Origin of the sequence: Nonomuraea fastidiosa, from assembly GCF_042751225.1 — a bacterium.
Lineage (GTDB): Bacteria > Actinomycetota > Actinomycetes > Streptosporangiales > Streptosporangiaceae > Nonomuraea > Nonomuraea fastidiosa.
In genome coordinates this window covers 4645358-4666404 of record NZ_CP170570.1, presented here as the reverse complement: position 1 = coordinate 4666404, position 21047 = coordinate 4645358, and the positions used below count along the sequence as shown (strand labels likewise).

Genomic DNA, 21047 nt, shown 5'->3' with positions numbered 1-21047 from the left:
CCCAGTGCCTCGACCGCACTACATCGCAGCCATCGACCAGGGCACCACGTCCAGCCGGTGCATCGTCTTCGACGAAGGCGGCCACATCATCTCCGTCGCCCAGCGCGAGCACCGGCAGATCTTCCCCAGGCCGGGCTGGGTCGAGCACGACGCCGGCGAGATCTGGCAATGCGTACGCGGCGTGCTGGCCGAGGCGGTGAGCGGGGCCGGCATCGACAACGGCCAGATCGCCGCGCTGGGCATCACCAACCAGCGCGAGACCACGGTGCTGTGGGAGCGCGACACCGGCCGTCCCGTCTGCCCGGCGGTGGTCTGGCAGGACACCCGCACCGACGCGCTGACCAGGTCGCTGGCCGACCGGGAGCCGCTGTTCAGGGAGCGGGCCGGGCTGCCGCTGCACACCTACTTCTCCGGGCCCAAGATCCGCTGGCTGCTCGACGAGCACGACCTGCGCGAGCGGGCCGAGCGCGGCGAGGTGCTGTTCGGCACGATGGACAGCTGGCTGCTGTGGAACCTCACCGGCCGCCACATCACCGACGTGACCAACGCCAGCCGCACGATGCTGATGAACATCCACACGCTGGAGTGGGACGACGAGCTGCTGGCCGCGCTCGGGGTGCCGCGCGCCATGCTGCCGGAGATCCGGCCGTCGGCCGAGGTCTACGGGCGCACGCAGGACGGCGTCCCGGTGGCGTCGGCGCTCGGCGACCAGCAGGCGGCGCTGTTCGGCCAGACCTGCTTCTCCCCCGGCGAGGTGAAGAGCACGTACGGGTCGGGCAGCTTCCTGCTGATGAACACCGGGCACGAGCCGGTGGTCTCCAAGCACGGCCTGCTGACCACCGTGGGCTACCAGATCGGCGCGGGACCGGCCACGTACGCGCTGGAGGGCGCCATCGCGGTCACCGGCTCGCTGGTGCAGTGGCTGCGCGACAACCTCGGCCTGATCTCCAGCGCGGCCGAGATCGAGACGCTGGCGCGGACCGTCGACGACAACGGCGGCTGCTACTTCGTCCCCGCCTTCTCGGGGCTGTTCGCTCCGCACTGGCGCTCCGACGCGCGGGGCGTGATCGCGGGGCTGACCGGGTTCGTGACCAAGGGACACATCGCGCGGGCCGTGCTGGAGGCGACCGCGTGGCAGACCCGCGAGGTCGTCGACGCCATGAACGCCGACTCCGGCCTCGACCTGACGACGCTGCGCGCCGACGGCGGCATGACGGCCGACAACCTGCTCATGCAGACGCTCGCCGACGTGCTGGCCGTGCCGGTGATCAGGCCGATGGTGTCGGAGACGACCGCGCTCGGCGCCGCGTACGCCGCGGGCCTCGCCACCGGCTACTGGCCCGATCTCGACAGCCTGCGCGCCAACTGGCACAAGGCCGCCGAGTGGCGGCCGGCCATCGACGAGCAGGTCCGCGAGCGCGAATACCGCAACTGGAAGAAGGCCGTGGCCAGGACCCTCGACTGGGTCGAGCAGGAGGAGTGTGCATGACGACCACGATCGGCACCGACCGGGCACAGGTCCGCGAGGAGCTCTCCACCACCACTTTCGACCTGCTGGTGATCGGCGGCGGCATCCTCGGCACCTCGGTCACCTGGATGGCCGCCCAGGCAGGGCTGCGGGTGGCGATGGTGGACGCGGGCGACTTCGCCGGCGCCACCTCCAGCGCCTCGTCCAAGCTCGTCCACGGCGGCCTGCGCTACCTGCAGACGGGCAACGTCAAGCTGGTGGCGGAGAACCACCGCGAGCGCCGGGCGCTGGCCGCCGACATCGCCCCCCACCTGGTCAAGCCGCTGACGTTCCTGGTGCCCATCTACAAGGGCGGGCCGCACGGCGCGGCCAAGCTGGGCGCGGGCGTGTTCCTGTACTCGGCGCTGTCGGTGTTCGGCGACGGCATGGGCAAGGTGATCACGCCGAACCAGGCCGTGGCCAAGGTGCCGGCGCTGCGCACCGAGGGGCTGCGCGGCGCGGCCGTCTACGGCGACCACCAGATGAACGACTCCCGCGTAGCCGTCATGACCGTGCGGGCCGCCGTGGACGCGGGCGCCACCGTGCTCAACCACGCCGAGGTCGTCGACCTGCGCAAGACGAACGGCACCGTGTGCGGCGCCGAGCTGCGCGACCGGCTCGACGGCACCGAGTTCGGCGTCTCGGCCAGGCTCGTGCTCAACGCCACCGGGCCGTGGGTGGACCACCTGCGGCGCATGGAGGACCCGGACGCCGCGCCGAGCATCCGCCTGTCCAAGGGCGCGCACCTGGTGCTGCGCCGTCACGAGCCGTGGAAGGCGGCGCTGACCACGCCGATCGACAAGTATCGGGTGTCGTTCGCCATCCCGTGGGAGGACCACCTGCTGCTCGGCACCACCGACGAGGAGTACGTGGGCGACCCGGCCGACGTCCGCCCGACCGAGGCCGACATCGCGCAGATCCTCGACGAGGCCGGGCACTCCGTACGCGACACCCAGCTCAGGCACGAGGACATCACCTACGCCTTCGCCGGCCTGCGGGTGCTGCCCGGCGGGCCCGAGGATGTGACGGCGGCCAAGCGGGAGACCGTGCTGACCATGGGCTCAGGCGGCATGCTGTCGGTGGCGGGCGGCAAGTGGACGACGTACCGGCACATCGGCAAGCACGTGTTCGACATCCTCGCCCACCTGCCGGACCGGCCGCTCGGCGACGACCTGGTCACCCCGCTGCCCGCGGTGCCGCTGCCGGGCCTGGCCAGCCCCGACGCGGTGGCCATGCGGCTGTGGACCGACCGCGAGCGCGATGCCCGCATGGACCCGCTGGTCGCCAGGCACCTCGCCACCCACTACGGGTCGATCGCGTTCGACCTGGCCAGGATGATCCGCGAGGACCCGTCGCTCGGCGAGCGCATCCACCCCGACGGGCCCGACATCTGGGCGCAGGCGGTCTACGCCCGCGACCACGAGTGGGCGGCCACGGTGGACGACATCGTCCGCCGCCGCACCACGCTCACCGTACGCGGCCTGGACACGCCCGAGGTCCGGGCGAAGATCGCCGAACTGCTGGCCTGAAGTCACCGGCTCGCCTGGCGGCGTACGGACATCAGCACGCCCACCGCCGCCAGGCAGGCCACGATCGACGAGCCGCCGTACGAGACGAACGGCAGCGGCACGCCCACGATCGGGGTCAGCCCCACCACCATGCCGACGTTGATGAACGTCTGCGCGGCCAGCCAGCACACGATGCCGGCGGCGGCCAGCCTGCCGTACGGGGTGGCGGCCGCCGCCGCGATCGCCAGCGCCCTGTGCAGCACCAGCCAGAGCAGCACGAGCAGCAGCGCCGCGCCGGCGAAGCCCAGCTCCTCCCCCGCGACCGTGAAGATGAAGTCGGTGTGCTGCTCGGGGACGAACCTGCCGCCGGTCTGGTCGCCGTGGAACAGCCCGCGCCCGAACAGCCCGCCGGAGCCGACCGTCACCAGCGCCTGCGCCGCGTTGTAGCCGGCGCCCTGCGGGTCGGCCATCGGGTCGGCGAACGTGAGCAGCCGCTGCACCTGGTGCGGGCGGAGCAGCCCGAGGAACCAGGCCGCGACCGCCGCGCCGGCCCCGCCCCGGCCAGCAGCGCCAGCCACCGCCAGCGCACACCGGCCACCACGAGCATGCCGCCGGTGGTCATCACCATGATCATCGCGGTGCCGAGGTCGGGCTGGAGCATGATGAGGCCGAGCGGCAGCCCGGCCGCCGCCAGCGCGAGCGGCACCCGCCTGCGCGAGCGCTCGGCGAGCAGCACGGCCAGCATGAGCACCAGCGTGACCTTGGCCGGCTCCGACGGCTGCAGCTCAAGCCCGCCGATGCTCAGCCACGACTGCGCGCCGTTGGCGGTCCTGCCCAGCGGGGTCAGCACGGCGGCCAGGCCGAGCACGCTCACCAGGTAGGCGGGCAGCGCCCAGGCGCGCAGCGCGCCACGGCCGGGCAGCGCGACCACCGCCATGACGGCCAGGCCGACCAGCACGTTCACGGACTGCCTGACGAGGTACGTCTGCGGGTCGTCACCGGCCGCGGCCATCCTCGGCCGGGTCGCCGACCAGACCAGCAGCACGCCGGCCAGCGAGAGCGCCAGGGCGGGCAGCAGCAGCGGCCAGTCCACGGCCTTGAGCAGCCGCAGCAGCCCGCGGCGGCGCGGGCCCGGCAGCGCGCCGTCCGCGCGCAGGCGGCGCAGGACCTGGGGATCCTGGGTGGCGGTCATCGGCGGCTCCGCTCGGGCAGCGCGGCCTTGCGGCCCTCCAGGCCGTACATGCCGGACCAGATCTCCCTGACGGCGGGCGCCGCGGCCTCGCCGCCCGCGCCGCCCTTGGAGACCACGGCCACCACCACGTACTTCGGCTTCTTCGCGGGGGCGAAGGAGGCGAACCAGGACGTGTCGGTGGTCCCGTACGCCTCGGCCGTGCCGGTCTTGCCGGCCACCGCCAGCCTGCCGAACGGGAACCCGTCGAACGCCTGCGCCGCCGTGCCCGACCTCGGCACCTCGGCCAGGGCGTCGCGCAGGTAGCGCAGGGTCTTGGCGGGCACCGGCAGGCGTCCCGCGACGGGCGGGGTGATCTTCCGTACGAGGGCGCCGTCGGGGCCGCGCACCTCCTTGCCGACGCGCGGGCTGAACAGCGTGCCGCCGTTGGCCAGCGCCGCGTACGCGCGGGCCAGCTGCAGCGGCGTGACCAGCACGTCGCCCTGGCCGATGGAGAAGTTCGCGGCGTCTCCGGCGCTCCAGGCGTAGCCGCCCGCGCAGTTCTCGGCGGCCACCGCCTTCAGGTAGGCGGCCCTGCGGGGGTCCTTCTTGGCGACCTCCGGGTAGCCCTTGCGTGCCGCCTCGCACGTCTCGTCCCTGGTCGCCTCCCAGAACGCCTTCTTCCACGCCCGGTCGGGCACCCGTCCCGCGGCCTCGCCGGGCAGGTCCACGCCGGTCTTCGCGCCGAAGCCGAACGCCCGCGCCATGCGCTGCATGGCCTCGTCGTCGCCCTTGCCCCAGAGCTGCTCGGCGAAGCGGTAGTAGATCGTGTCGCACGACACGACGAGCGCGCGGTGCAGGTTCATGGTGCCGAGGTCCGCGCCGCCCGCGTTGCGGAACGCACGGTCACCCACCTGGTACGAGCCGGGGCAGTCGTAGCGGCCGTCGAGCGGGTAGCCGGAGGCCGCGGCGGCGGCCGTGGAGACGATCTTCCAGGTGGACGCGGGCGGCCACTGACCTTGAACGGCCCGCGACAGCAGCCGGTCGTCCCTGGTCAGCTTCCGGTAGTCGGCCTGGTCGATGCCGCCCGTCCACACGCGGGGGTCATAGCCGGGGGCGGAGGCCATCGCGACGATCCTGCCGGTGCGCGCCTCCATCACCACGGCCGCGCCCGAGTCAGCGCCGCGCGCGCCGCGTACCGCCTTGCTCAGCGCGCGCTCCACAACCCGCTGCACGTCCGCGTCGATGCTGGTGACCAGCGTCGAACCGGGCACCGGCGGCTGCTCGCGCACCGTGCGCAGCACCTGGCCCGCGCTGTCCACCACCACCTCCCTGCTGCCGGGGCGGCCCTTCAGGTCGGCCTCGTAGGCGGCCTCCAGGCCGTCGGCGCCCTTGCCCTCGCCGGGCGACAGGTAGCCGAGCACGTGCGCGGCCAGCTCGCCGCGCGGGTGGTCGCGTACGGGGGCGGGCGCCGCGCTCACGCCGGGGAAGCGCTCGGGACGCTCGACGATCTGCATCGCCTTGCGCTCGGCCACCCCCTCGGCGACCGGGATCGGCTGGTACGGCGAGCCCGCCCAGCACGGCTTGCCCACCTTCGGCCCGCACAGCCGGATCCGCCTGGCCAGCTCCTTGTAGGGCCGGTCGAGCAGCTCGGCCAGCGCCCGCAGCGTGGCGCGGCCGCCGTCGGGCTGGCGGCGCAGCGCCACGCGGTCCACCGAGACCGTCATCTCGGCGCGGTTGCGGGCCAGCGGGCGGCCCCGGTCATCGAGGATGCGCCCGCGCACGGGCGGGATGGCGATGCGGCGTACGTGGTCGGCGACGGCGGCTCGGGTGTAGCGCTCGCCGTCCACGATCTGCACCTGCCACAGCCGTCCGAGCAAGGTGATGAAGAGCACCGCCACCAGCAGGTGCACCAGTGGCAGCCGGAAGCGTGAGTGTCGCATCGGGAAGTCTCCGTGAAGCCCGGCGGCGCCGGATCAGCAGGCGCCACATCAGCGGGCCGGCGATCAGGTTGCACGGGAACGCGGCGAGCGCCGCTCCGGCGTCCGGCAGGGCGATGGCCGCCGTGGCGTCCGCCACGTGGCCGGGCTCCGGCGCGGGCGCGCCCGGCCAGACACCCAGGAGCAGCGCGGCGAGCACCGGGAGCAGGCCGCCGGCCGCGCTCGCGGCGAACACCCCGGCGGTGCCCGGCAGCCTGCGGGCGAGCCATCCCGCGGCGTATCCGGCCAGGCAGAACAGCAGCGCGCTGCGCCCGGCGGGCGGCAGCGCGGGCGGCACCAGGTCGGCGACCAGCCCGGCCGCGAAGCCGGTCACCGCTCCGGAGACCGGCCCCGTCAGCACGCCGGCCGCCACCGCCACGGCCAGCGACAGATCGGGCGCGGGGAACGGCAGCCGCCCGAGCAGGGTCACATCGAGCAGCGGGGCCAGCGCCACCGCCGCGGCGAGCCTAATCCGCATCCTTGATCACGCCCACCACGTCGAGGGTGCTGAAGGTGACGGCCGGGCGCACCAGTGCGGTGCGGGTGAGCTGGTCGCGGGCGGGGTCCACGCGCTCGACGGTGCCCACGGGCACGCCTGGCGGGTATGGCCTGCCCCCGCTCGACCCCAGCGTCTCCACCCGCCGGCCCGGCCGAAGCTCGGTGTCGGCGTCGAGCAGCCGCAGCGCGAGCAGCCCGTCGCGGCGGCCCTCGACCGTGCCGATCACGCCGGAACCGGCCACCCTGACTCCGACGGCGGCCGACGGCGCGGTGATCGACAGTACGGTGGCGACGTCGGGACCGGCCTCGACGACCCGTCCCGCCAGGCCGTCCGCGGTGACGACGGCCATGTCGGCGGCCACTCCCTGCCGGGTGCCCGCGTCGATGGTGACGCTGTCGCCGCGTACCGCGACCACCCGGGCGTCGACCAGCGACACGCTCGGATGCGCCGCCTCGATGCGGTGGCGCTGGGCATCGCGGGCGCGGGCCGCCCGCTCGGCCCACAGCTCGGCGGCCAGCCGGTTGGCGCGCCGCTCGGCCTCCTCGGCGCGGCGGACCGCGTCACCGCCGCCCGCGAGCGAGCCGAGCGGCCTGGTGGCCTCGCCGAGCAACTCCTCGGCCGGCCCCACCACGGCGGCGGACGCGGCACGCATCACCGACGCGTGCCCGCGCAGGTCCAGCGTGACCAGCACGGCACCGGCGACCAGCAGGATCGCCAGTACCCGGTGACGCCGCAACGGACGCCCACGCATCGCTCACCACCTCTCGAAAGCAGAACGTGCCGGAACGACTTCGGGGAGGGCGCTTACGCCACCCTCCCTGGCGGGCCATCGGGGGAACCGGATCGGCCGGGCACACCCGTTCTCGAAAAGGGCCCGCCTGAGGCAGGCCGGTCGGGTGTACGGCCCTACCGTCTGGGTTCGGGGATCAGCACGCCGTGGAGCCGGTCGAACTCCTCCACGCACCGTCCCGACCCCAGCGCCACCGAGTGCAGCGGGTTGTCCACGGTCCTGATCGGCATGCCGGTCGCCTGGCTCATCCGCTTGTCCAGGCCGCGCAGCAGCGCGCCGCCGCCGGTCAGCACGATGCCGGTCCTGACCAGGTCGCCGGCCAGCTCGGGCGGGCACTGGTCGAGCGCCGTCTGGACGGCGTCGATGATCATGTGCACCGGCTCCTCGATGGCCTCACGGACTTCCCCCGCCGAGATCGTGACCGTCCTCGGCAGCCCGCTGACCAGGTCGCGGCCTCTGATGTCGGCCTTCGGCTCCTCCTCCTGCGGCCAGGCGAAGCCCAGCTCGATCTTGATCTGCTCGGCGGTGCGCTCGCCCAGCAGCAGCGAGTGCTCCTTCTTGACGTACGAGATGATCGCCTCGTCCAGCTCGTCACCGCCGACCCGCAGCGAACGGGCGGTCACGATGCCGCCCAGCGAGATCACCGCCACCTCGGTCGTGCCGCCGCCGATGTCGACCACCATGCTGCCGACCGCCTCGTGCACCGGCAGCCCGGCTCCGATGGCGGCCGCCATGGGCTCCTCGATGATGTACACCTTGCGGGCGCCCGCCTGGTAGCCCGCCTCCTTGACCGCGCGCTGCTCCACCCCGGTCGTCCCGCTCGGCACGGCCACCACCAGGCGCGGCTGGGTGAAGTGGCGGCGGCGGTGCACCTTCTGGATGAAGTAGCGCAGCATGCGCTCCGCCACCTCCAGGTCGGTGATGACGCCGTCGGCGAGCGGGCGGATGGCCACGATGTGACCGGGCGTCCTGCCGATCATCTGTTTGGCCTCGGCGCCGACCGCGACGATCTTCTCGGTCCTGGTGTTGAGCGCCACGACCGAGGGCTCATCGAGGACGATGCCCTTGTTGCGGACGTAGACGAGCGTGTTGGCCGTGCCGAGGTCTACTGCCATGTCACGGCCGAGGAAATCCAGCACAGACATGTCCCCCCAGGAAATGGACTGGACCCGCGGTGACAGAGGAACAGCACTCAGGGCGGTGTGACACTTCGCCCGCATCTGAAAAACTTATAACTCCATAAGCAAGTTTTCGCAACATGTGAGTAGAGCTTTTCTGTAGCGGGAGTTGTACCCAAGGTGAGGTGGCGTGCGCCTATGGCGGGGCAGGTGGTGGGCATGCGTACACCGATGAACGAAGCCCTGATCAGGCACTTCACGGATCTGCGCGACGGCGTGCACGGCGGGGCCGTCACGCGCGATGACAAGGAACGCCTCTTCGCCCGTGCCGTCGAGCTGCTCGACCCGGTGGCGTGCCGGGTGCTCGACGAGGCCAATGCCGACCTGCTGCTCGGCACCGGGGAGGTCGTCGCCAGCGGCGTCACCCGGTCGCGGGAGGGCGGGCTGAACGCGATGTGGTCGCTCACCTGGCCGGAGCAGCGCGCCGCCCGCGTGCAGCCGATCGCGCTCGTCGCCCACTTCGGCTGCGATTTCCTCCACCCGCACCTGCGCGGCAACACGGTCGGCGACTGGCCGCTGAACGTCTTCGACGAGTCCGACGCGGCCGGGCAGCTCGACACGCTCCGCGCCATCGCCGCCGCCGACGCCCACAACCTGGTCTTCCAGGAGAGCCACCGCCTGATGCCCGCCGCGACCAGCGCCGTCCCCGCCTCATGACCGGCCGCGCACATGCGACCGCCCCGCCCCCTGAGTGAAGGGGACGGGGCGGACAAAGCCTCAGTGCGGCGGCCGAACTCCAACGGGCCGAGCCTCAGCGCGGGAATCTGGGCGCCCGGCTCGGCAGCCGAACCGGGATGGACCGGCCTCGGCGCGAAGCTCGAAGGCGGACGGACCGGCGACGGGCTCCAGCGCGGAGGCCGGGGCGCGCGGCCTCGCGGGAGATCAGGCCTCGGTGAAGCCCCGGGCACGACCGCCCGCGGACTCGCGGACGGCGGCGGCAACCGCGGTGGCGACGTCGGGGTGGAAGACGCTGGGGATGATGTAGTTGGGCCCCAGCTCCTCGGGCGTGACGACGGCGGCCAGGGCACCGGCGGCGGCCAGCAGCATCTCCTGCGTCACCCCGGCGGCCTGCGCGTCGAGCAGCCCGCGGAACACGCCGGGGAAGGCCAGCACGTTGTTGATCTGGTTGGGGTAGTCGGAGCGGCCGGTGGCGACCACGGCGGCGTGCTGGCGCGCCTCGTCGGGCGACACCTCGGGTTCGGGGTTGGCCAGCGCGAACACGACCGGATCGGGCGCCATCGAGGCGATGTCGTCACCGGTGAGGATGCCGGGCGCGGACACGCCCACGAACACGTCGGCGCCCTTGACCGCGCCGCGCAGGTCGCCGGAGTAGCCCTCGGCGTTGGTGTGGTCGGCGATCCAGCGCAGCGAGTCGTCGAGGTCGTCGCGCCCCTTGTGGACGGCGCCGAGGTAGTCGCAGACGATGACGTTGCGGGCCCCGGCCGCCAGCAGCAGCCGCAGCACGGCGTTGCCGGCCGCGCCCGCGCCCGCCATGGTGATCTTGACGTCTTCGATGTTCTTGTTGACCACCCGCAGCGCGTTGGTGAGCGCCGCGAGCACGCAGATGGCGGTGCCGTGCTGGTCGTCGTGGAAGACGGGGATGTCGAGCAGCTCGCGCAGCCGCCGCTCGACCTCGAAGCAGCGCGGCGCGCCGATGTCCTCGAGGTTGATGCCGCCGAACCCGGGAGCGATCACCTGCACGGTGCGGACGATCTCGTCGACGTCCTGGGTGTCGAGGCAGATCGGCCAGGCGTCGATGCCGGCGAAGCGTTTGAACAGCGCCGCCTTGCCCTCCATGACGGGCAGCGCGGCCTCGGGACCGATGTTGCCCAGCCCCAGCACGGCCGAACCGTCGGTGACGACCGCCACGGTGTTGCGCTTGATGGTCAGGCGCCGCGCGTCCTCCTTGTTGCGCGCGATCGCCATCGACACGCGCGCCACGCCGGGCGTGTAGGCCATGGACAGCTCGTCGCGGTTGCGCAGCGGCACCTTCGACTTCATCTCGATCTTGCCGCCGAGATGCATGAGGAACGTGCGGTCGGACACCTTGTGGATGACGACGCCCTCGATGGCCTCAAGGCTGTCGACGATCGCCTGGGCGTGGTCGGTGTCCCTCGCCGCGCAGGTCACGTCGATGCGGAGCTTCTCATGCCCCGCATTGGTGACGTCGAGGGCGGTGACGACCCCCCCGGCCGACTCGACGGCGTGGGTGAGCTGGCTTACGGCACTGCCGCCGGCCGGCACCTCAAGCCGCACGGTGATGGAGTACGACACACTTGGGACGGTCGTCACGTCGATCGCTCCTTCGGGACTGACCAAGAATGCCTCCCATGTTAGGGGGCTTTCGGTCAACCCCGCGCCTCGGCCGCCATGACGATCAGCTCCACGCACGCGGGAATGGGAATCGTGGTGCTGTCGAGAACCATGTGATACAGGCACGGATCGGACGGATCGACGCGGTAGAAGTGGCGTACGTACGCGGTCCTCGCGCGGTCGTTGTCCTCGATGATGTCGCGTGCCTCACGCTCGCTCATCGAGCCGAGCGTGGCCGTCTGGTGAACGCGGCGCCGCAGCGGCGCGTCGAGCCGCACGTGCAGCGCGCCGGGATGGCCGGCGAGCACCACCGCGCCCGCCCGGCCGAGGAAGACGCCGCCCTGGTCGCGGGCCATCTCCTTGAGCAGGCGCTCGGTGTGGCGGACGAACTCCTCGGGGGCGAGCGGCATCGCGCCGGGGACGTACATGTCGACGCCCCCGAACGTCACCGTCGGCAGCCGCATCGCCCCGGAGAACAGCCGCCCCAGGCCGTGCTCGGCGCGGTCGTCGTGGGCGAGCGCCTCCTCGAGCGTGCAGCCCAGCTCCTCGGCCACCGCGCTGGGGATCGCGCGGTCGACGAAGGGCACGCCGAGCCGCTCGGCCACGGCCGGGCCTATCTGGCTACCGGCCGTGCCGTATGTCGCCGATATGGTGACGACCCGCATACCCCCAGGCTAGAACAGGGCGCTCGCCAACGCTCTGCGCGCTTTCCCCAAAGATGGGTCATCGGCGGGCAGGGTGTCGAAAAGGCCGAGCAAATGCTTCCTCGCCCGGTCGCGCTCGTCGCCTGAGGTGCGCTTGACCACCGCGATGATGCGGTTGAACGCCTCGTCGACCTTGCCGGCCAGCATCTCCAGGTCGGCGGCGTCGAGCTGGGCGTCGATGTCGTCGGGGTTTTCCTGGCGCCGCTGCACGTCGGCGGGGTCGAGCTGAGACGTGCGCTTGATCAGGCTGACCCCCGCCAGCCCCATCTTGGCGTCCTCGTTGCCGGGCGCGCGGGCCAGCAGCCGCTCGTAGGCCGCGATCGCCGCGTCGTAGTCGCCCGCCTCGATGGCCTGCTCGGCGGCGACCAGGTCGGGGTCGGCGGGCGGGGCGGCCTGCGCCTGGCCCTCGCCCTGCGCCGGCGGCCTGGCGCCCGGATTGGCCTGGTAGAACTGCTCGACGGCCTTCATCAGCTCGTCGAGCCAGCGCCGCACCTCCTGCTCGGGCAGCACCTGCTGGAATCCGGTCACGGCCTGGCCCTGGAAGATCGCCAGCACGGTCGGCACCGCCTGCACCCGCAGCGCCTGCGCGATCTGCGGGCTGGCGTCGACGTTGACCTTGGCCAGGACGACCTTGCCGCCCAGGTCGCCGACCACCTTCTCCAGGACGGGACTGAGCTGTGCGCTGCCCGGCGCCCTCGGCGACCACAGGTCGATGACGACCGGCACGGTCATCGACCGCTCGATCACCTCCGCAGAGAACGTCTCCTCGGTCACGTCGACGACCGAGGCCGACGCCGCCTGGGGACCTGCCGCCTCCCGCCGGGCCTGCGCCTCAAGAGCCTGCTTGCGCGCGCCCAGGTCTATCGCTCCGTAGAGTGACCCGGGCCTAGAGAAGTCCGCCATGCTCTTCATCTTGCCGTATGGACGAAGCCGGGAAGTCACCCGCCGCCACCCGCAACGTGCGCAACTGGTCGAACATCCGGTGGAGTTCGTCCTCGGCGTACATGCCGAGACCGAACTCGGCCTCCATGAGGTCGGCGGTGGCGCGGCGCACGACGTCCCTGCCCTTGTCGGTGATCTCGGCGAGCACGCCGCGGCCGTCGCGCGGGTTGGGCATGCGGCACACGAAACCGGACTTCTCCAGCCTGTCCACCGTGTTCGTGACGCTCGTGGGATGAACCATGAGACGTTCCCCGATCTTGGACAGCGGCAGCGCACCCGTTCTGCTGAAGGTCAACAGGACAAGCGCCTCATATCTGGCGAAGGTCAAGTCATAGGGCTTCAGGAGCGAGTCAAGTTGCGACAGCAGGATCTGATGCGCTCTCATGATCGAGGTGACGGCGGCCATGGCGGCGGAAGGCCCGAAGTGAGCGCGCCAGCTCTCCGCGGCGCGGTCGATGGGATCGAACGGCAGGTTGAGCGGCTTGGGCTGCGACACAGCGCTACGGTAGCGCGCCGCTCGTCCCGGTTCGTCTGATTACTGTCAGCGACAGCTCTCTTTGCTTGACCAAGAATCCGGACGTCAATCATCACGCTCAGTTATGGTTCTCGTACGTATGGTGACGCGGACGCCAAGTTCACGGCCTGTGGGGACCGGCCGTGACTGTCCGGCTCCGCTTCGCCTCGGGGCACGGGGGGTGCTTGATGAACTTCAACGGGGATAAGGGTGCGTGAGCACGCGGGCGTTTCACGGGAGGAGCTGAAGCACAGCGCGGCCGTCACCGTCGCCGTCCTGCTTGCTGTCGGCCTGATCGCGGCGTGGAACGTCCTGATCCCGGGCGTAGACGCGTGGGAGAACATCGTGGCCGCGGTCATCGGCTCGCTCCGGCTGACCGGGCCCGTGGCCGCGGCCTTCGCCGCCTGGGTGGCGCTGCGCAAGCGCCGCGCGCTGCGCGGGCGCTCGCTCACGACGTGGCGGGCGCTCAAGGCGCCGCTCGCGATCGTGGTGGTGGTGCTGGGCTCGTTCGGCGCCACGGTGCTGGTGCTGGCCGTCAAGACGGTGCTCACCGACCAGGCGGGCCGGCTCAGCTTCTCGGGCCTCGGCATGGGCATGGCCGGGCTGGCGCTCTACTCGGTGATCGGGTGGGTGGCCGGCTGGGTCGCGCCGCGGCCGTACACGCCGCCGATCGCCGGGCTCGCCTGCTACGGGCTGTTCTCCTGGCTGGCCGACGACCGGGGCTGGGCCGACAAGCTCGCGCCCGGCACCGGCGAGCCGTACGACCTGTTCCAGGGCCTCAGCGGCACGACGTTCCTCGACCAGACGATCTGGCTGCTCGGCATCACGGCCGCGCTGCTGCTCGGCTGGGCGGCGCTGGTGACCAGGCAGGCCATGGTGCTGGCGTGCGCGCTGCTCGCCGTGCTCGCGGCCGGCATGGGAGTGTCGCGGGTGCTGACCCAGGCCAAGCCGGCCGCGGCGGTCGACATCGCCTACAGCTGCCAGGAGTGGCCGATCACCGTGTGCGTGCATCCCGGCATGCGGGCGGGGCTGACCGAGCTTGGGGCGACGTTCACGCAGATCGCCTCCAGGCTGGCGGGCACGCCCGCCGCGTTCACGCGGGTCGAGCAGCGCCCGCTGGACGACGAGCTGAAGCCGGCCAACGGGCTCGCGCCGGTGCACGTGCCCGACCTGTCGGCCGGGTTCGCCGAGGAGGCGGCGTACGAGTACGTCGAGTCGCTGGCGCCCCGCTGCCAGACCACGGTGGCGGAGGGCTACCGGCAGATCGTGACGGCCTGGCTGCGCGGCGAGCCGCTGCCGGGCACTCCGCTGCCCGAGCACCAGTTCGCCACGCAGTGGTTCTCCTCGCTGAGCGAGCCGCAGCGCCGCGAGTGGCTGCGCATGTTCTACACCGACTTCCAGGGCTGCCGCCTGTCGAGCACCCACTTCGGCGGCGGCCCGGGCCACGCGCGCATGGCGCCGCAGGTGCGTCCGACGCCGGAGTCGAGCCACGTCTACCCCGTCTACCCGGGCCCCGGGACCACGGTGGACGCGGCGCCCGGCACCACGTCGCAGACCCCGTCGGCTGGCCGGCCCGAGGCGGCGGGCGGCTCCGTCTCCTGACGCGGGTCCGCGTCCTGAGGCGGGTCCGCGTCCTGAGGCGGGTCCGCGTCCGGCGGCGGGTCCGTTTCCTGAAGCGGGTCCGTCTCCTAAAGGGAGCCAAGTTGTCACCGGGAAGCGGGCACTGATGATCGCTCAGCGGGTACTCATGCCGCATGACGACTTCCCAGACGTCGCCGCCCGCGGTGAGTCCCGGGCGGAGCCGGTGGTGGCGATACGCGGCGGGCCTGCTGGTGCTGGCCGTGCTGCTGGTGGTGGGCGGGCGGCTGGCCTGGTCGTGGCTCGACCCGCTGGGCGAGCGGACCATCGACCGCAGCCAGCCGGTGGTGCTGCAGTCCATCAAGGACCTGGCCAGGTTCGAGGCCGCGACGGGGAACTTCCAGGTGGTCGTCGACCTGGAGAAGGACGCCGCCTTCCTGCCCGACGCCATCAAGGGCACCCGCACGTTGTTCGTCGGGGCGGGCGGGGTGGACGCCTACGTCGACTTCTCCACGCTGGCGGCGGACGGCGTGACGGTCTCGCAGGACCGCACCGAGGCCACCGTCCGCGTGCCCAGGGCGCAGCTTGAGAAGCCCAACCTGGACAACCGGCGCTCCTATGTCTTCGCCCAGCAGCGCGGCCTGATCGACCGGGTGAGCGACTTCCTGTCCGGCTCGCCCGGCGACCAGCGGGAGCTGTACCTCCTGGCCGAGAAGAAGATCACCGAGGCGGCCGTGGCCGGCGACCTGCGGGCCAGGGCCGACGCCAACACCAAGGCGATGCTGTCGGGACTGCTCAGATCCCTGGGCTTCACCAAGGTCACGGTCAAGTTCACCGACGAGCCCTAGACGCTCCTCACCTGCGCCTTAGGCGCTTCGTGCGCCCGTCTAAGTACTCCTCATCCGGGCCGGCGCCGAGAGATAGGGCATCCGCCCGATGTGCGGGAGGGGGCCTTAGGCGGAGTCTTAAGAGTGCAGGGGAACGAACTGAAGGGGCATCGGGATGAACGCCGAATTCGACTACGCGGTCATGCAGTACCAGGCATCCGAGCTGCGCCGCGCCGCCGCCGAGGAGCGCCGCGCGCGGCAGGCGGGACGCGAGCGGCCGGCCGCAGCGCCGGCACCGCTCGGTCTTCGCCCGGCTGCTGTCCTCATGACCGCCCACAGACGGCCCGGCCGCATCCTCCCTCGCGGCCGGGCTGAAGCGCCCCCGTAGGGGCGGCCGCGAACTTCCGTGCCGGAGTCCTGGCCGGTGCGGGAGGCGGCATCGACGAGGCCCCGGTCCTTCAGCGCGGACCGGGGCTTCGTCATGCCCGGCGTTCGTCACGTTGTGTCATCGCGCGCGGGCGGATGATGATGCTCGTATGAGCAGGCGCGCACTGGTGTGGAGCGGCTCCGTGGTCGCTGTCGTCGCCCTGGCGGCGCTCTGCGTCCACGCCGCGGGCACGGGGCTGGACGAGACCGACACCCTGACCGGGGTGGTCGGGGCGTTCGTGGGGCTCGCCGGGCTGGGGGTCTCCGTGTACGGGTTGATCCGCGGCGACCCGCCCCGGAATGCAGGAGCAGGTTCCGTGGTGGTCAACGGCGACAACTCGGGCGTCATCGCGACCGGGGACGCGGCCGACGTACGCATGACCGCTCAGCCACCCCGTGAGGACGGCAGCATGACCACCGAGCCGCCGCCGGAGGACGGCCCCTCCTGAGCGGGCGTCAGGACTTCGGAACGCTGATCAGCAGCGCGTCGCCCTGGCCGCCGCCGCCGCACAGACCGGCCGCGCCCAGGCCGCCGCCCCTGCGGCGCAGCTCGTGCGCCAGCGTGAGCACGATGCGCGCGCCCGAGGCGCCGATCGGGTGGCCGAGCGCGATGCCGCCGCCGTTGACGTTGACCTTGTCGAGCGGCACGCCCAGCTCCTTGACCGACTGGAGCACCACGCTGGCGAACGCCTCGTTGATCTCCACCAGGTCGAGGTCGTCGGCCGTGACGCCCTGCCGCTTCATGGCGTGCTTGATGGCGTTGGCGGGCTGCGACTGCAGCGAGGCGTCGGGGCCCGCGACGTTGCCGTGGCGGCCGATCTCGGCCAGCCAGGGCAGTCCCAGTTCCTCGGCCTTGGCCTTGGACATCACGACGACCGCGCAGGCGCCGTCGGAGATCTGGGAGGCCGAGCCCGCGGTGATCGTGCCGTCGGGCGCGAAGGCCGGGCGGAGCTTGGCCAGCGTCTCGACGGTGGTGTCGCCGCGTACGCCCTCGTCCTCCTTGACGATGACCGGCTCCCCCCGGCGCTGCGGGATCTCGACGGGGACGATCTCGTCGTCGAACACGCCGTTCTTGATGGCCGCGGCGGCGAGCTGGTGCGAGCGGGCCGCCAGGCGGTCCTGCTCCTCGCGGCCGATGCCGAGCCTGGCGTTGTGGCGCTCGGTGGACTCGCCCATCGCGCACTGGTCGAACGCGCAGAACAGGCCGTCGTGCGCCATCGAGTCGATCACCTGCGAGCCACCGTACTTGACGCCCTTGCGCAGTCCCGGCAGCAGGTGGGGCGCGTTGGTCATGGACTCCATGCCGCCCGCCACCACGATCTCGAACTCGCCCGCCCTGATGAGCTGGTCGGCGAGCGCGATGGCGTCGAGGCCCGACAGGCAGACCTTGTTGATGGTGATCGACGGGACGGTCATCGGGATGCCGGCCTTCACGGCGGCCTGGCGGGAGGGGATCTGCCCGGCGCCGGCCTGGAGCACCTGGCCCATGATCACGTACTCGACGGCGTCGGGGGCGACTCCGGCCCTTTCGAGCGCCGCCTTGATCGCGATGCCGCCCAGCTCCACGGCCTGCAGTCCGGACAGGGAACCGAGCAGCTTGCCGATGGGGGTGCGAGCTCCGGCGACGATGACGGAACTGGACATGACAACGGCCTCCTGTGCTCGCGCGTCGGGTCTTTGACACCATACCCACGAGTAAGGCGCCGCTCGCCATGGAGGTGGACCACACATGTTCATGCGCATCGACCACATCGGGATCGCCTGTCGAGATCTGGAAGAGAAGATCGAGCTGTTCTCCCGGCTGTTCGATCTTGAGGTCGTCGCCAGGGAGGTCAACGAGGAGCAGGGGGTGAAGGAGGCCATGCTGCACATCGCCGACGGCGAGGGCGGGGGTTCCTACATTCAGCTCCTTGAACCGCTCTCCGACGACTCACCTGTGGGAAAATTCCTGGCGAAGCGGGGCGAGGGCGTCCATCACGTGGCATTTGGGGTGCCCGACGTCGCTGACGCCATGTCGAAAATCGGGGAGAAGGGTGTGAGATTGCTGGACGAGCGTCCCAGGCACGGGTCCATGGGCTCGCAAATCGCGTTCCTGCACCCCAAAGACGTGGGTGGAATGCTGACAGAGCTGGTCCAAGCCGCCAAGCGATAGCAGACCGCCACAAAACGTAAAAACCGCTCATATGTAACTAGTCACGCAGAAAGTTGGACGGGGCTTCGCACGCGGCACCAGCGGAGTACGCTTGACCTTCCACCGGACATGGGGCCTGCCGAGAGGCACAGGCTCCTGGTACGGATGCCCCGAACCCCCCGTCCGGCCCGTGTAGCCGTCTCGACAACCCAGGATCGAGCCTCCATGCAGTCCGACATCGACGCCCAGCTCAACAACTTCTTCGAGGACGCCCCAGCACGCGAGTTCGACGTCGTGCTGCGCGGCTACGACCGGCACCAGGTCCACGACCATCTCAAGCAGCTCGACGGGGAGCTCCGCCAGGCCAAGGAGCAGATCGCCGCGCTCCAGCGCGACCTGTCCGACTCCCAGCGCCAGCTGCAGGAGCAGGAACGCCCCACCTACTCCGGTCTCGGCGCCCGCATCGAGCAGCTGCTCCGCCTGGCCGAGGAGCAGGCGACCGAGCTCGTCCAGGCCGCGAGGTCCGAGGCCAACGAGATCAAGGCCGCCGCGAAGGTAGAGGCCGCCGAGATGCGCGCCGCCGCCGAGGCCGAGGCCGCCGAAAAGCGCGCCCAGGCCACCCGCGAGGCCGACGAGATGCGCACCAGCGCCGAGCGCGATGCCGAGGACATCCGCTCGACCGCCCGCCGCGAGGCCGAGGAGCTGACCAACACCACCGAGCGCGAGGCCGCCAAGCTCCGCGCCACCGCCGACCACGAGGTCGCCGAGAAGCGCGCCGACGCCGAGCGCGAGATCGCCAAGCTCCGCACCACCACCGAGCGCGAGGTCGCCCAGCTGCGGGCCTCGACCAAGCGCGAGCGCGACGAGATCCTCACCGCCGCCAAGCGGCAGGCCGACGAGATGCGCGCCCAGGCGCAGCGGGTGCTGGAGGAGTCCGAGGCCAAGCGGGCCCAGGACGAAGCCGAGTTCGAGATCCAGCTCGCCGCCCGCCGCGAGGAGGCCGAGCGCCAGGAGGCCGAGCGCCACGCCACCGCCCAGGCCGCCACGCAGAAGCTGGTCGCCGAGGCCGAGCAGCGCGCCGCCACCGCCGAGTCGCGGGCCACTAAGGCCACGCAGCAGGCCGAGCAGACCCGCCGCGAGGCCGACCTGCACGCCAAGCAGCTCGTCGCCAACGCCCGCAAGAGCGCCGAGAGCATCGTCGCCGAGGCCAAGGCCAGCGCCGAGACCATCGTCACCGAGGCGAAGAACGAGGCCGAGCGCACCCGCACCGCGATGCAGCGCCAGGTCGACGAGCTGACCCGCCAGCGCGACAGCATCACCAGCCACCTCGCGCAGCTCCGCCAGCTCCTCGGCGGCGCCCCGCTGCCGGGCATGGACTCCCCCGCCCCCGAGCCCGTCACCGCGGCTCCGGCGAAGCCCGCACTTGCCGCCGCCTCGACGTCGGCCTCGGAGTCGTCCGCCCCGGCGACGACGCCCGCTTCGAAGGCCGAGGCCAAGGCCGAGGACGACGCTGAGTGGTGGCAGGAGTAGCGACCGCTCACGGGGGCTGAACGACGGCTGGGGAGAGCCTGGCGACCGCACGGTCGCTAGGCTCTCTCTTTGCCGATGGGCGTGTACGAACCGGTACGAGCCCGTCATGCACCGTCGTCACCGACCCCTCCTGGAGTTCTCTGTTGTCCGCAGACGTCGGGCCCGCGACCAAGCGGGACGAAGCACCACCCCCGCCGCCTCCGGCCGACCACCCTCCCGTACGCGAGCAGTCACCGGACGGCGAGCCAGGAGTACCCCCGGAACACGAACAGGCGGAGCGGCCTTCCGCATCACGCGAGCCAGCCGGCGACGGAGAGCCGGGACGCCCCTCCGAACGCGAGGAGGCCACCGGCAGCGTGGGCGGGCGGGCCTATGGGGCGCCCGGCAAGCCGCTGGCTCGCGGCCCCTTCCTGTTCGGCCTGGTCGGCGGCCTGGGCGTGCTGACGGCGATCGCGCTCGCCCAGATGATCGTGGCCTCGCTGAGCACGATCATCCTGGTCGTCGTCGCGATGTTCCTGGCCGTCGGACTCAACCCGATCGTCGAGGCGCTCCAGCGCCGCGGCCTGGCCAGGCGGGGCGCCATCGCGATCGTGTTCATCGGCGTCATCGTGGCGTTCGTGCTGTTCGGGCTGGCGATCGTGCCGCCGGTCAGCAAGCAGCTCACCGAGTTCATCGACGCCCTGCCGGGCTACATCACCGAGCTGAGCAACCATCCCACGCTGCGCAAGCTCGACGCCGAGTACCAGATACTCCCCCAGGTCCGTACGTTCGTCACCACCACGCTCGGCCCGGCGCTGGCCAGCGGCATCATGGGCGCGGGCCTGGTGGTGCTCAACGGCGTGTTCACCACGGTGACGCTCGTGGTGCTCATGCTGTACTTCCTCGGCTCACTGCACACGATCAAGGAGTATCTGCTCAAGCTCGTCCCGGCCTCGCGGCGGGCGCGGACGCGGGCGATGGCCGAGGAGATCCTCACCGGCATCGGCGGGTACGTCGCCGGCAACGTGCTCATCTCCGCCATCGCGGGCGTGCTGACCTGGATCTTCCTGTCGATCATCGGCGTCCAGTACGCGCTCGCGCTCGCCCTCGTCGTGGCGCTGACCGACCTCATCCCGCTCGTGGGCGCCACCATCGGCGCGGTCATCGTCACCGGCGTGGCGCTGCTCGACTCCCTGCCCGCGGGCATCGCCTGCGCGATCTTCTTCGTGGTCTACCAGCAGATCGAGAACTACTTCGTCTACCCCAGGGTGATGAAGCGCTCGGTGGACGTCACGCCCGCGGTGACCGTGATCGCCGCCCTGTTCGGCGGCGCCCTCCTCGGCATCGTCGGCGCCCTGCTCGCGATCCCGGTGGCGGCGGCGATCGCCCTGATCATCCGCGAGGTCGTCGTACCCCACCAAGACCGCATCTGACCCCCGCCCCGCACCACCGGGGCACCTGCCCCCGGCCGGGC

Annotated in this window: 19 protein-coding genes; 9 read left to right on the top strand and 10 right to left on the bottom strand. The window is 71.9% G+C overall.

Features of this window, described 5'->3' with window-relative positions:
* Positions 1-4: 4 nt before the first annotated feature.
* Both glpK and ACFMQL_RS21720 read left to right on the top strand, forming a co-directional pair.
* Positions 5-1489, top strand: a complete 1485-nt coding sequence (glpK, locus tag ACFMQL_RS21725; RefSeq protein WP_364061077.1) for a glycerol kinase GlpK — start codon at positions 5-7, stop codon at positions 1487-1489.
* Positions 1486-3036, top strand: coding sequence for an FAD-dependent oxidoreductase (locus ACFMQL_RS21720; protein WP_378786801.1), 1551 nt, complete (start codon positions 1486-1488; stop codon positions 3034-3036). The genes glpK and ACFMQL_RS21720 overlap by 4 nt, the downstream gene beginning before the upstream one ends.
* Positions 3037-3038: 2 nt before the next feature.
* Here ACFMQL_RS21720 and ACFMQL_RS21715 read toward each other — a convergent pair whose 3' ends face one another.
* From ACFMQL_RS21715 to ACFMQL_RS21695, 5 genes are all read right to left on the bottom strand, one after another.
* Positions 3039-3515 carry an FtsW/RodA/SpoVE family cell cycle protein gene (locus ACFMQL_RS21715; RefSeq protein WP_378786799.1) on the bottom strand — a complete coding sequence of 159 codons (477 nt, stop codon included), beginning with the start codon at positions 3513-3515 and terminating at the stop codon, positions 3039-3041.
* Entirely contained in the window at positions 3437-4207 is a 771-nt protein-coding gene (locus ACFMQL_RS21710) for an FtsW/RodA/SpoVE family cell cycle protein (protein WP_378786798.1), read from the bottom strand. Before ACFMQL_RS21710 ends, ACFMQL_RS21715 begins: the two co-directional genes overlap by 79 nt.
* The gene (mrdA, locus tag ACFMQL_RS21705) at positions 4204-6126 is read right to left on the bottom strand and encodes a penicillin-binding protein 2 (protein WP_378786796.1); all 1923 of its coding nucleotides are present in this window, start codon (positions 6124-6126) and stop codon (positions 4204-4206) included. Before mrdA ends, ACFMQL_RS21710 begins: the two co-directional genes overlap by 4 nt.
* Positions 6127-6629: 503 nt before the next feature.
* The gene (gene mreC, locus ACFMQL_RS21700; protein WP_364061065.1) at positions 6630-7412 is read right to left on the bottom strand and encodes a rod shape-determining protein MreC; all 783 of its coding nucleotides are present in this window, start codon (positions 7410-7412) and stop codon (positions 6630-6632) included.
* 155 nt (positions 7413-7567) lie between these two features.
* Complete coding sequence (locus ACFMQL_RS21695; RefSeq protein ID WP_364061062.1) at positions 7568-8596, bottom strand: rod shape-determining protein; 1029 nt, start codon at positions 8594-8596, stop codon at positions 7568-7570.
* A 192-nt stretch (positions 8597-8788) separates the two neighbouring features.
* On the opposite strand from ACFMQL_RS21695, the gene ACFMQL_RS21690 reads away from it, so the two are divergent.
* A complete protein-coding gene (locus ACFMQL_RS21690) occupies positions 8789-9286 on the top strand; it encodes a hypothetical protein (RefSeq protein WP_364061059.1) in 498 nt (165 codons plus the stop codon).
* 225 nt (positions 9287-9511) lie between these two features.
* On the opposite strand, the gene ACFMQL_RS21685 is transcribed toward ACFMQL_RS21690, so the two are convergent.
* Genes ACFMQL_RS21685 through ACFMQL_RS21670 form a run of 4 tightly spaced genes read right to left on the bottom strand, consistent with a single transcriptional unit; the run spans position 9512 to position 13084 of the window.
* A complete protein-coding gene (locus ACFMQL_RS21685) occupies positions 9512-10921 on the bottom strand; it encodes an NAD-dependent malic enzyme (RefSeq protein WP_364061056.1) in 1410 nt (469 codons plus the stop codon).
* A 56-nt stretch (positions 10922-10977) separates the two neighbouring features.
* Complete coding sequence (locus ACFMQL_RS21680) at positions 10978-11607, bottom strand: cytidylate kinase-like family protein (protein WP_364061053.1); 630 nt, start codon at positions 11605-11607, stop codon at positions 10978-10980.
* Between the two features lie 9 nt (positions 11608-11616).
* Positions 11617-12549 carry a tetratricopeptide repeat protein gene (locus ACFMQL_RS21675; protein ID WP_364061050.1) on the bottom strand — a complete coding sequence of 311 codons (933 nt, stop codon included), beginning with the start codon at positions 12547-12549 and terminating at the stop codon, positions 11617-11619.
* On the bottom strand, positions 12533-13084 hold the full coding sequence (locus tag ACFMQL_RS21670; protein ID WP_364061047.1) for a MarR family transcriptional regulator: 552 nt from the start codon (positions 13082-13084) through the stop codon (positions 12533-12535). The genes ACFMQL_RS21675 and ACFMQL_RS21670 overlap by 17 nt, the downstream gene beginning before the upstream one ends.
* A gap of 228 nt (positions 13085-13312) precedes the next feature.
* Here ACFMQL_RS21670 and ACFMQL_RS21665 point away from each other — a divergent pair, with 228 nt between their 5' ends.
* The 3 genes from ACFMQL_RS21665 to ACFMQL_RS21655 all read left to right on the top strand — a co-directional run bounded on the left by ACFMQL_RS21665 (position 13313) and on the right by ACFMQL_RS21655 (position 16382).
* Complete coding sequence (locus tag ACFMQL_RS21665; protein ID WP_364061044.1) at positions 13313-14704, top strand: hypothetical protein; 1392 nt, start codon at positions 13313-13315, stop codon at positions 14702-14704.
* 152 nt (positions 14705-14856) lie between these two features.
* Positions 14857-15528: a DUF4230 domain-containing protein gene (locus ACFMQL_RS21660; RefSeq protein ID WP_364061041.1), complete on the top strand. Its 672-nt coding sequence runs from the start codon at positions 14857-14859 to the stop codon at positions 15526-15528.
* A gap of 515 nt (positions 15529-16043) precedes the next feature.
* A complete protein-coding gene (locus tag ACFMQL_RS21655; RefSeq protein WP_378786793.1) occupies positions 16044-16382 on the top strand; it encodes a hypothetical protein in 339 nt (112 codons plus the stop codon).
* 7 nt (positions 16383-16389) lie between these two features.
* Here ACFMQL_RS21655 and ACFMQL_RS21650 read toward each other — a convergent pair whose 3' ends face one another.
* Positions 16390-17577: an acetyl-CoA C-acetyltransferase gene (locus ACFMQL_RS21650; RefSeq protein WP_364061032.1), complete on the bottom strand. Its 1188-nt coding sequence runs from the start codon at positions 17575-17577 to the stop codon at positions 16390-16392.
* An 85-nt stretch (positions 17578-17662) separates the two neighbouring features.
* On the opposite strand from ACFMQL_RS21650, the gene mce reads away from it, so the two are divergent.
* From mce to ACFMQL_RS21635, 3 genes are all read left to right on the top strand, one after another.
* Positions 17663-18085 (top strand): methylmalonyl-CoA epimerase, encoded by a 423-nt coding sequence (mce, locus tag ACFMQL_RS21645; protein WP_364061029.1) that lies wholly within the window; start codon positions 17663-17665, stop codon positions 18083-18085.
* Positions 18086-18289: 204 nt separating this feature from the next.
* Entirely contained in the window at positions 18290-19594 is a 1305-nt protein-coding gene (locus ACFMQL_RS21640) for a DivIVA domain-containing protein (RefSeq protein WP_364061026.1), read from the top strand.
* Between the two features lie 143 nt (positions 19595-19737).
* Positions 19738-21006, top strand: a complete 1269-nt coding sequence (locus ACFMQL_RS21635; RefSeq protein ID WP_364061023.1) for an AI-2E family transporter — start codon at positions 19738-19740, stop codon at positions 21004-21006.
* The last annotated feature ends 41 nt before the right edge of the window (positions 21007-21047 follow it).